We start from the raw sequence: 12,462 nt of genomic DNA, 5'->3' as shown, positions 1-12,462 counted from the left end.
TACGAAATCACCAGAGTCTTTGCAGAACTTGGTACATCCAAAGAGAACGCACCATCAAAATCAGTCACTGTACCGACCATCGTACCCTTTACGACAATCGATGCACCAATAATTGGCTCATTATCATCCGCCGAAATAACAGTACCTGTTACCTTCGTCGTCTGAGCAGTCGCCATCCCAATACCTAAAATTAGGCAAAACAAAAGATAAGTCAACTTTTTCATAGACACACTTTTTTATTTAACTTATAAATAACTAATTTGCACTATATTTGTGAATACTTTGCCAAAAACCTATTATAAAACATACCTGAGAGACCGCAAATGTAATAATAAATTTATTATAACAACTAAATTCTAATAACTTTTTACAAAAAAAGGACTGTTAATTAACAAAATAGCCAGTAAATCGGGTATTCCGGAGGTGAAACAGCTGTTGTTATTTTAAGATTTCCGACAAACAGACGAATTAAAATTATCTATTTTTAACCCCTTGCCTTTTACACTTCAGGCTAAGATTTATTTGACCTAAAAACTGCTGGGGACCACCCCGGTAGAAAAGCTTCACGATTTTTTCGTTTCATTTGCCCCCAAATAAAGATGATGGATTGAAACGCAAAGCAAGTCAAAAAATATCGGCTACTAACTTTCTGTGAAAAAATATAGTCAGTCAAATCCCTCTTTTTTTGAAAATGAGTAGTAAATAAAGTCATTTCTATTTCTGTTCTAGCAAGATAGAAAATACATTGAAAAGATACCCACATGTATATCCTGTTACTTCTTTTAAATCTTTCGCCCTTGATTTTAGATTCGTTTACGCATTTTATACCAAGTTCTGCAAAGACTAAATAAAGTCTTAATAAGTCTTATTATATTACTTAACTATCTAATAATATTGCACTTGTATATATGTGGTAAATTCTATTAGTTTAATAAATAATGTGTGTTTATGATGAAAAAGTTCACTTTTATTCTGCTGTGCCTCATAATAGGTATAAGCACTGTGGTTGCTCAGAACACGAAAGTAGCAGGTTCTGTTATTTCCGCTGATGATGGGCTGCCGGTTATTGGGGCGTCGATTGTTGTGAAAGGTACAATGGTCGGTACAGTGACAGACTATGATGGTAACTTCACGTTGGAAGTTCCTTCTAACGGTAAAGTACTGATAGTTTCTTACGTCGGTATGCTTACACAAGAAGTACCCGTTTCCCCGAATGTAAGAGTAGTTTTAAAATCAGATACTCAGAATCTGGATGAAGTTGTTGTTACAGCGATGGGTATCTCTAAAGAAAAGAAAGCATTGGGTTATGCTGTCCAGGATGTAAAAGGAGATAAATTAACTCAGGCAGCCAATTCAAACTTAGCCGGCGCATTGCAGGGTAAAGTTTCAGGTTTGGATATCAAACCGTCTTCCGGTATGCCTGGTGCGTCTTCTCAGATTACAATCCGTGGTGCACGTTCTTTCTCAGGTGACAATACTCCGCTGTATGTAATTGACGGTATGCCTGTAACAAGTACACCTGACGTTGATACGGATTTGCAGAACAATGGTAGTGTGAGCGGTGCCGACTTCGCAAATCGTGCGGTGGATATCGACCCTAACGATATTGAAAGTATCAATATACTGAAAGGTCAGGCAGCTTCTGCTTTGTATGGTATCCGTGCTTCTAATGGTGTAATCGTTATTACGACTAAAAGTGGTAAAGGCCTGGCTAAAGGCAAACCTCAGATTAGCTTTTCTTCTAACCTGAGTTTCGATGTAATCGGACGCCTTCCTGAATTCCAGAAAACGTATGCACAGGGCGCTTCGGGAAAATACAGCCCTACTAACAGTTTGTCATGGGGACCTAAAATTACAGACCTTCCTAATGACCCGACTTATGGCGGAAATACAAGTAATGCATATACTAAAGAATATGGAAATCGTGAAGGTATGTATTATCAACCTCAACGTGCCGCAGCTGGTTTAGACCCTTGGACTACACCGCAGGCATACGACAACGCCAAAGATTTCTTCGATACCGGCGTAACCTGGAGTAATTCTATAAATGTCGCTCAGGCTTTGGATAAGAGTTCTTATTCCGTTTCTTTGGGTAATACTCATCAGGATGGTATCATTCCCAGTACAGGTATGGACAGATATAATGTAAAAGTAAGTGCAGAAACAAAACTACATGACAATTGGACTACCGGATTCATCGGTAATTACATTACTACGGCAATCGATAAGGCAGTTACTTCGGGTAATGGTTTGCTGAGAACTGTTTATTCAGCACCTCCAAGCTACGACCTGGCAGGAATCCCTGGCCATATCGCAGGCGACCCTTATACACAAAACTCATTCCGTGGTGCATTCGACCAGGCATATTGGGCGATGGATAATAACAAATTTACTGAAAATACAAACCGTTTCTTTGGTAATGCGTATGCAAACTACAAAACGAAATTTGGTACGACAGACCATACATTGAATGTAAGATATATGTTCGGTGTCGATTCGTATACAACAGACTATGTTGATAGTTACGGTTACGGAAGTAACACCGGAAGCGGTAAAGGTCAAATCGAAAATTACGGTTGGACCAATGCGACCTACAACTCGTTGCTGACAATTAATTATGACTGGAATATCAACGAAGACTGGGGATTGAATGTAGTTGCCGGTAACGAAGTCATCCAGAGCAACAGAGGTAAATATTATGAATACGGAACCGGTTACAACTTCCCGGGATGGAATCATATCGACAATGCAACAACTCAATCTGCTTCTTCCGAACACTGGAAGAAAAGAACTGTCGGATTCTTCGGAAACGTATCCGCTTCTTATAAAAACATGCTTTATTTAACCGTGACAGGGCGTCAGGATTATGTTTCAAGTATGCCGCGCGGAAACCGTGCATTTTTCTACCCTTCTGTTTCTGCGGGTTTTATCCTGACAGAACTGGATGCGCTGAAAAACGATGTTGTTAACCACGCAAAGATTAGAGCTTCTTATGCAGAAGTAGGACAGGCCGGCGATTTCCGTGAAAACTTTTATTCAGTACCGACATACGGAGGTGGTTTCTATTCTTTGACTCCAATCCTGTATCCGATTAACGGCAGTAACGGTTATACGCCTTATTACAAAATTTATGACCCGAATCTGAAACCTCAGAATACACGTTCTTATGAACTGGGGACAGACCTGAGTTTCTTCGACAACCTGGTAACATTAAATTATACATTCTCCCGTCAGAATGTAAAAGACCAGATATTCGATGTGCCTTTGGCTTCATCGACCGGAGCCGGTAAGCTGGTAACAAATGGCGGTAAGCTTCATACAAATGTACATGAAATCACTTTGTCTTTTAATCCTATCAGAACGAGAGACATAAACTGGGACTTCGGTTTCAACTGGACAAAAATAGACAATTACGTTGACGAACTTGCTCCGGGTGTGGAAAATATCAGCTTGGGTGGTTATGTAACTCCGCAGGTACGTGCAGCTGCCGGCGAAAAATATCCGGTAATATATGGTGTCGGTTATAAGAGAGATGCCAACGGTAATCGTCTGGTCGACGAAGACGGTCTTCCTATTGCCGGTGAAGCACAGGTTATCGGTAAAGTATCGCCTGACTTCATTATGGGTTTCAACACGACATTACGTCTGTGGGATTGTACAATCAGTGCAGTACTTGACTGGAAGCAAGGCGGACAAATGTATAGCAGAACATCCGGTCTGGCAGACTATTACGGTGTAAGCAAGAGAACTGAAAATCGTGAAGGAACTATCATCTTTGATGGTTATAAAGAAGACGGTACAAAAAATGATATTGGCATTACAGGCGCAAATGCACAGCAAGAATATTATAGTATCCTGAATAATATTGATGAATCTTCAATTTATGATAATTCATTCATTAAACTTCGCGAAGTAGCAGTAAGTTATCCGGTATTCAAAAGCAATTGGATGCAGGTTACTCTGAATGTTTTTGCAAGAAATGTCCTTATCTGGGCGCAGGTTCCCGATTTAGACCCGGAAGCCAGCCAGGGTAACAACAACATGACTGGTGCATTTGAAGACTATTCAATGCCTCAAACAGCCAGTTACGGTTTTGGTGTCAATGTTAAATTTTAATTCGTACGCAAAATGAAAATAAATAAAATAGGAAAGCTGTTAGCTTTTTCATTTCTGACCGCATTCAGTATTACTTCCTGTACGGAAGATGCGATGGACAAGGTTAATAACAACCCGAATAACCCGACGGATGCCCCTGCTAAGTTTCTGATTACAGACCTGGGAGTCAGTACCGGATTTGGTGTAGTTGGCGGAGACTTTTCTCTTTACTCGTCTGTTTACATGGAACATGAAACAGGTATCAGCAATCAGATGTACAGAGCGGAAGTACGCACAGGGGAACCGACTATCGCAACGACCTATAACAACGTTTGGGGAACAGTCTATTCCAACATCAAAAATGCTAAAATAGCCATTCAGAAATGCCAGGAAGACCCTTCCGAACAAGGAAATGTGGTGACTGAAGCTATTGCTAAAATTTATCTGGCCTACAACGCAGCCATTGTTACGGACTTCTTCGGTGATACACCTTTCACAGAAACCGGTATATTGAATCCCGACGGAACTCCGGCTTATATGCAGCCGAAAATAGATACACAGGAGTTTATTTACACTGAAATTCATAAGAATCTGGATGAAGCCATTACTCTTCTGGACGGCGGTAATGCCAAAGATGAAGGTCTGTCAGGCGCAGTCGGTTCAAGAGACTATATTTATTCCGGTAAAGCCAGTGCATGGTATAAGGCAGCAAATGCGTTGAAAGCCCGTTATACAATGCGTCTACTTAACAAGAGCAGCAATAAGACAAAAGATTTGGAAGATATTCTTACTTATGTAAACAACTCATTCAAGTCTGCTGCCGAAGAATGTAAATTAACTATTTACGATGGAGATTCTCAGGTAAACCCATTATGGGGTTTCAGCTATAGCCGTAACAGCTTCGCAGCCAGCGAAAGCCTGATAGACAAGTTCGTAGAAAGAAATGACCCGAGAGCACCTCAGGCATTTATCGAACCGGATCCGACAGGATATATTGTTTACGGCTACGGTGGAGATCAGGCTACAGATATTGAAAGTATCAATTTTGCACCCAATGGGACTCCGGATGAAGTACAGAATATTTATGGTATGTCTATGGCTTTATGGGCAATCACTACTCCTACGCAGTTAATCAGTTATCATGAAGTGAAATTCCTTGAAGCAGAGGCTCTTTGCCGCTTAGGAAGAAAAAGTGAGGCTGAAGCTGCATTGAAAGAAGCCGTAATTGCCGGATTCGCAAATACAGAAAACATGCTGATAGATGCTACTGAGAATTGGGTAGGCGGCGAAGTAAACTTGGGCGCAGATGTTGCAGAAGATTATTTCGAGAGAAGCGTAAAGCCTCTGTTCACAGTTAATCCTCTGAAAGAAACAATGATTCAGAAATACCTGTCATTCTTCGGAGCGTCAGGCGAGTCTACCGAAGCATATTGCGATTACCGTCGTATGAAAGGTGCCGGTGAAGAATTCGTTGAACTGAAGAACCCGTTAAATACCAACAGATTCCCGTATCGTTTCGGATACGGTGCAGACGATGTTCTTGCCAACCCGGCTATAAAAACAGCTTTTGGTGACGGACAATATGTTTACACTGAACCCGTTTGGTGGGCAGGCGGAAGCCGTTGAGAATAGAAAACAATAAAAAAATAGGGTGTATCGGTGATTACGATACGCCCTATTTTTTTATTGTAACACATTATTATTTATTCCTTTGCTTATGAACAACTTATTGCTTTATTTCTTATATTAGAAGCTGACGAAATCAGCCGATAATTATGAACCAAACGGTTGATGGTTATCAACCATTGATTACCTGCCGATGTAATTATGATTAGTATGCATAGTAATTAAAAAGACATAGGGATAAATTGACCAATAGACAGGATACTTTTGAGAAGAAAGTCCGCATCTAATCAATTGATTTGAAATAGGTCGATTTCAAATCAGTTAATTAGATGTTTTAAACGGCAGATGTTGCCGGATATTTTTAATGATTACAGCATGCCTTGTTACAAATTAGGAGATATCCTGTTTTTGTACAAAATAGGTAGGATTGGGTTTCGTTTATTTCTACACGCTTTACAGATACGGGAAAAAGCATATCTGAAGATTTATGTAATAAGGTAGAATTTGAGTATTATATTTCATAATATCAAATTCTACTATTTGTTATATACTAAAAATGTAAACATCAGTATTACAGTTATATATATTAATTGTGCTATTTGTCCTATTGTTGAAATCAGAGTTTATTATCAGAAAAATAAATATTTCAACATTTACCTAATTAATTGATAATCAAAACATTATATTCAACTAAGTTCTGCAAAGACTCTGGTAATTTCGTACGTAGGTATGAAAACTCAGGAAGTCGCTGTTCAGGCTGTTTTGAATATCAGATTAAATTCTGATACTCAAAATATAGACGAAGTTGTTGTAACAGCTATCGGTATTAAACGTTCTGAAAAATCATTGGGTTATGCTGTGTCGAGCGTAGGAGGAGAAGAGATTACCAAAGCGCGTGAAAGTAATGTAGTAAATGCTTTATCTGGAAAAGTTGCAGGTGTACGTATCGGACAGTCCTCTGGTACTGCGGGCGGAGCTGCAAAAATTCAAATTCGCGGCGCTTCCTCTATTGGTACGAACTCTTCACCTTTGTTTGTTGTTGATGGTTTACCTATTGATAATGGTGCTTATAATCCTGATGATATCACAGGAAACGTCGATGCCGGTAACCGTGCCAGCGACATCAGTTCAGATGATGTTGAGTCTATCAATGTCCTGAAAGGGGCAGCTGCAACAGCGTTGTATGGAGCACGTGCAAAAGATGGTGCAATTGTTATCACAACTAAAAAAGGTAGCAAGAACATGAAGACATTCATTACCGTAAATTCTTCTACGCGATTTGAGAACGTAGCTAAATTACCTGAATTCCAAAATGAATATGCTCAAGGTAACTACGGAGAATACAACGTTAAGAGTTTGAACGGTTGGGGACCGAACATAGCTAAAGCTGCTGCCGACGGTATGCAATATAATAACTATAAAGGAGAAAAAGTAACTTTACAAGCATATCCGGATAACGTAAAAGACTTTTACCAAACAGGTATGAGTTATATCAATAACGTATCTGTTGCCGGTGGTGGTGAAAAAGCTGATTTTAGAACCAGCTTCTCTTCTGTTAACCAGAAAGGTATTATACCGGAGTCTGATTATAATAAATATAGTTTTTCTGTAAATGCCGGAATGGATTTCAACTCAAAATTTTCAGCCCGTGTCTCTGCACAATACGTACGTAATGATTCCAAAGGACGTGCCGCACAAGGTTCAAACGACCCGAACTTGTTAGTGCCTCTGGTAAATGGATTGCCAAGAACTGTTGATACACGCGACATTAAAAACAATTGGGTGGACGAATACGGAAAACAAATTACTCTGGATCCTGACGGAAAAAGTAATAACCCTTATTGGATTATCAACAAAAATAAATATACGACAAGAATGGATCGTGTCATCGGCAATATCATTTTGACATATAAGCCTTTCGAAGGATTGACTATCTCAAACAATGCCGGAACTGACTTCTATAACGAAACCAGACGTAAAATATATGCAAAAGGAACTGTTGGCGAAATGGAAGGTAAATTCCAAACATGGGACTTGGCTAATAGAATTGTTAATAACGACTTGATGGTTACATACGAAAAGACATTTGATGATTTCGGAATCAAAGGTATTTTCGGACATAATATCAATCAGCGCGAATGGACTAATAACAATACATTGGCAAATGGTTTGATCGTCGATGGTCTTTATACTTATACAAATGCAAAAGCAACAAGTCCCGTAAACTACTACGAAATCAAACGCCTTATGGGTGTTTATTTCGATTTGGGCTTCAGTTACAAAAGTATGGCATTCCTAAATGTAACAGGACGTAACGACTGGTCGTCTACTTTACCTGTCAACAATCGTTCTTATTTCTATCCTTCAGTAAGTGCCGCTTTTGTTTTTACAGAGTTAATGGAAAATAAAGACATCTTGAACTTTGGTAAATTCCGCATTAACTATGCAAACGTTGGTAGCGATGAAAAACCTTATCAGTTGGCATTCCAATATAAAGCTGTAAACACATACTTTTTGCAGTATAGTATTGTAAACACTTTGCCACATAATGGTTTAGTTGGTTTTACCGGACCACGTATTTTCCCTCTGGAAGATCTGAAGCCTCAAAATCAATCTGCATTTGAAATTGGTGCCGATCTACGATTTTTTGACAATCGTGTACGTTTAGATGCTACTTATTACCGTAATGTAACAACAGATCAGATTGTTTCTATAGATGTACCTCGTTCCACCGGTTATTTTACAAATAATATCAATGCTGGTAAATTAACGAACAATGGTGTTGAAATCAGTCTTGGATTAACCCCTGTCCGTACACGTGACTGGAAATGGGATTTGGACATAAACTTTGCATCTAATAAACAAACTGTAAATGAGTTGGCTGAAGGAATGACAAACTATACATTGACTTCCGGATGGAGTGGTTTACAGGTAAAGGCACAGGTTGGCGAGTCATTCGGGTTGTATGGAACAGGATGGAAACGTGATGACCAGGGAAACTTTATTATCAACGAAAAAACAGGTTTACGTGAAACAGAAAACAATGTTCGTTTAGGTGATATCTATCCTGATTTTACAATGGGTATCAATAATAGTCTTTCTTATAAAGGATTCAACCTTAGCTTCCTAATTGATATTCGTCAGGGTGGAAGTCTTTATTCAGGAACAGTTTCTTCTTTAAGATCACTCGGTCTCTCTGCTGAAACAGCTGTAGGACGTGAAGACCAATACATTGAATCAGGAGTTATTATGAATGCGGATGGAACTAGCCGTCCAAATGATGTCCCTGTTAAAAATATGCAGGACTATTGGAGTCATATGGCAAAAACATCTAATACAGAAGGCTGTGTTTTTGATGCTTCTTATGTAAAACTTAGAGAGTTAACATTCTCCTATTCATTACCCAGAAAATGGTTTAAGGATTTCTTTATCAAATCTTTGGATCTAGGATTTGAAGGTCGTAATTTGTGGTTGATCAAATCTCATGTTCCCCATATTGATCCGGAAGCTAACTTCTTTGGTACGGCTGAAATTGGTGAAGGTGTAGAATTCAACAGTATTCCTGCAACACGTAGCTTCGGATTTAATTTGAAACTGACGTTGTAATTAATTCATTATTTCAACTAAAATTAAACAGTAAATAAAATGAAAAATCTAATAAATATATATATACTTCTATTGCTGGTTGTTTGCAGTACACTCAGCAGTTGCAGTGATTGGTTAGATGTAAACAATAATCCGAATACAGCAGAGAAAGTGGAAGCAGGGTATTTGTTCAACTATGCTGCTGTTAACTGGTCCGGTAATCGTATTGGAGGTGACTCTTACATTCCTTTCTCACAATCCATTCAGTCGCAAGCTGACGGAGGTGACAATTATGGTGGTTGGGGCGAAGCTTATTATGTTATCAGCACGTATAGCTTAGGAAACACATGGGTTAGTTATTATTCCGTATGTGGTAACAACCTTCAATTGGCTATACAACAAGCACAAAATAGTGTTCCGGAAAATAAAAATGCAGAAGCACAGTGTTTAATACTGTTAGCTATGCAGGTTTATGAAACAACTATGATATATGGAGATGTACCTTTCTCTGAAGCATGGAAAAAAGAAATTAAATATCCGAAATTCGATGATCAGAAAGATGTCTTAAATGGTGTTATTGATATGCTGGACCAAGCACTGGCAATGATTGATATCAATGATAAAAACTGCATTGACGAATATGACCCTTATTTTAAAGGAGATATGTCCAAATGGATAGCGATTGCTAATTCTTTTAAATTCCGTACATTAATGGTTATGGTGGATGCAGATCCCAGCAAAGCCGATGATATCAAAAAGATGATGGATGAAAAGAAAATGATCACTTCTGCAGCTGGAAATATGGAATTCCAATATTCCGAAACAGCAGGAAATGAAAATCCTAAATATGGAATTCTGGCAAAGTATACCGGAGGTATCAATACTATGTTTTTTGCACATAACAATGTATTTAAACCAATGGAAAAATACGAAGACTCACGTATTCCACGCTATTTCGATCCGGGACATGATGGTGTATTCAGAGCTCTTGACACCCGTCAGGATGCAGAAGATGACGAAGACGGAAACATTTACTCATCGGCTATCAGTTCCTATCTATATAGAAAAGATTGTCCGGATGTTCTTTATTCCTATCAGGAACAATTACTTCTGGAATCAGAAGTGTATGCCCGTGGTATCGGTGTAACTAAAGATTTGGCTAAAGCGAATGAATTATTCCAGGCTGGTGTGCAGGCAGCATGTAATTATTATAAAGCAGATACAGAAGCAACAAAAACATTTTTATCTAAATTACCAGATTTGTCTAAATTATCAGAAAGTGAAGCTCTTTACGAAATTCATATGCAACAGTGGATTGATTTAATGGACAGACCCCTTGAAGCATTTGTTCAATGGCGTCGCTCCGGTACACAAGGCAATGAAGTTCCTGCTCTGACTGTACCAGCAGAAGCATCATCTAAAGATTTGATTCGTCGTTGGGAATATTCTCCGGACGAATTAAGCACAAATCCGAATGCTCCAAAAGATTCACCTAAAATATGGGATGCGATGTGGTTTGATAAATAATCTATATTATAATTTAATAAAAAGCGAGGATGACTATATGGCATTCTCGCTTTTTTATTTTCTGTTCAAAAGAAATCTTTTTATTCCTTATACGAAATAAAATCACTATTTTTGCAAAAAGTTTTACTTATAAGTAATAAGCCATGAAGATTCCGGAGTTTTATAAAAGAGAGTTATATCTTGATCGTATCAAGCCATTTGTAAATACGCAGATGATAAAGGTACTGACAGGACAACGTCGTGTCGGAAAAAGTTTCCTTATATTCCAGTTAATGGACTATATACGCTTGTCATATCCTTCTTCAGACCTTATTTATATCAATAAGGAATTATTTGAGTTTGATGGTTTAAAAGATTATTCTGATCTGGTAAATTATGTAACTCAAAAACGTAATAATCTAAATGATAAATGCTTCCTGTTTATTGATGAAGTGCAGGATATCACAAACTTTGAGAAAGCACTACGGCATTTTTTTGCGGAAGGGGGCTATGATATATATTGCACCGGTAGTAATGCAAACATGCTTTCCGGTGAGTTGGCTACTTATTTAAGTGGCCGTTATATTGAATTCAAAGTATACAGCCTTACTTATAATGAGTTTTTACAGTTCCACAAACTGGAAGATAGTTCTGACTCTTTTACGAAGTTCTATAAATTTGGAGGATTACCATATCTGATCAATCTCCCATTCAATGAGTTATTAGTATCAGATTATCTCAGAAGCATTTATGATACGATTATTCTAAAAGATGTAGTAAATAGGTACAACATCAGAAATGTCAGACAGTTACAAGACTTAACTATATATCTGGCTGATACGATAGGAAATCTGTTTTCTGCGAATAAAATAAGTGAATATCTTAAATCCCAACGTGTTGATTTACCTCCAAAGACGATATTGGAATATCTAACCTATTTAAACAATGCTTATTTTGTAAAAAGATTGCGACCGGCAGATATTCAAGGAAAACGCCAGTTCCAAATCGGAGAAAAGTATTATTTTGAAGATCTGGGCATACGACACGCAATACGTCCTTTCAGACCTAACGATATAGGACAAGTATTGGAGAATATCGTTTGCCATCACCTTCTTGTCAATGGTTATAACCTTTCGGTCGGAAGAGATGGAGATAGAGAAATTGATTTTGTCGGTGAGAAAGACGGTGAAAAAATATACGTTCAGGTAGCCTACTCTGTTATGGACCCAAAAACTTATGAAAGAGAATTCGGAAATCTATTGGCTATTAAAGACAATTATCCCAAAATGGTTATTACAATGGATGAACTGGAGGGTAGTTCTTATGAAGGAATAAAACAAATTCCAATACGGAAGTTTTTGCGAGATTTCAAGTAATTTTTTCCATAGATTTATATACAGGAATTAAACATTCCTATCTTTTTTAGGTAGAATTTGAGTATTAGTTTTATAATATCAAATTCTACCTGTTTTTGTATATGAAAACATCAAATATCTGATAATCATATGATTTACAGTATGCTTGTTTGATAAAAAGAGATTGAATAAGCTTATTATAGTAAAAATAACCGAATTGCCTAATATTTGTAAGTAGCTAACAATCAATGTGTTACAGCCGACTTAGTTCTGCAAAGACTCTGGTGATTTCGTA

At 38.0% G+C, this 12,462-nt stretch carries 6 protein-coding genes; 5 read left to right on the top strand and 1 reads right to left on the bottom strand.

What is annotated here, in order from left to right:
• Positions 1 to 224: carboxypeptidase-like regulatory domain-containing protein (locus tag NBH15_RS28030; protein WP_250824109.1), on the bottom strand; the 224-nt coding region annotated here is incomplete at its 3' end.
• A 724-nt stretch (positions 225 to 948) separates the two neighbouring features.
• Here NBH15_RS28030 and NBH15_RS28025 point away from each other — a divergent pair.
• The 5 genes from NBH15_RS28025 (at position 949) to NBH15_RS28000 (ending at position 12,188) form a co-directional block, all read left to right on the top strand.
• Positions 949 to 4,116, top strand: coding sequence for a SusC/RagA family TonB-linked outer membrane protein (locus NBH15_RS28025; protein ID WP_244051245.1), 3,168 nt, complete (start codon positions 949 to 951; stop codon positions 4,114 to 4,116).
• Between the two features lie 12 nt (positions 4,117 to 4,128).
• The gene (locus NBH15_RS28020) at positions 4,129 to 5,721 is read left to right on the top strand and encodes a SusD/RagB family nutrient-binding outer membrane lipoprotein (RefSeq protein ID WP_244051246.1); all 1,593 of its coding nucleotides are present in this window, start codon (positions 4,129 to 4,131) and stop codon (positions 5,719 to 5,721) included.
• 729 nt (positions 5,722 to 6,450) lie between these two features.
• On the top strand, positions 6,451 to 9,327 hold the full coding sequence (locus tag NBH15_RS28010) for a SusC/RagA family TonB-linked outer membrane protein (protein WP_250824108.1): 2,877 nt from the start codon (positions 6,451 to 6,453) through the stop codon (positions 9,325 to 9,327).
• A gap of 39 nt (positions 9,328 to 9,366) precedes the next feature.
• Entirely contained in the window at positions 9,367 to 10,833 is a 1,467-nt protein-coding gene (locus NBH15_RS28005; RefSeq protein WP_250824107.1) for a SusD/RagB family nutrient-binding outer membrane lipoprotein, read from the top strand.
• Positions 10,834 to 10,976: 143 nt separating this feature from the next.
• Complete coding sequence (locus NBH15_RS28000) at positions 10,977 to 12,188, top strand: ATP-binding protein (protein WP_250824106.1); 1,212 nt, start codon at positions 10,977 to 10,979, stop codon at positions 12,186 to 12,188.
• Positions 12,189 to 12,462 lie beyond the last annotated feature (274 nt).

The sequence above is a fragment of the Parabacteroides caeci genome (assembly GCF_023656795.1).
GTDB classification, from domain to species: Bacteria; Bacteroidota; Bacteroidia; order Bacteroidales; family Tannerellaceae; genus Parabacteroides; species Parabacteroides segnis.
Note: the sequence above shows the minus strand (reverse complement) of the source record. Positions and strands in the feature narration are given on the sequence as shown.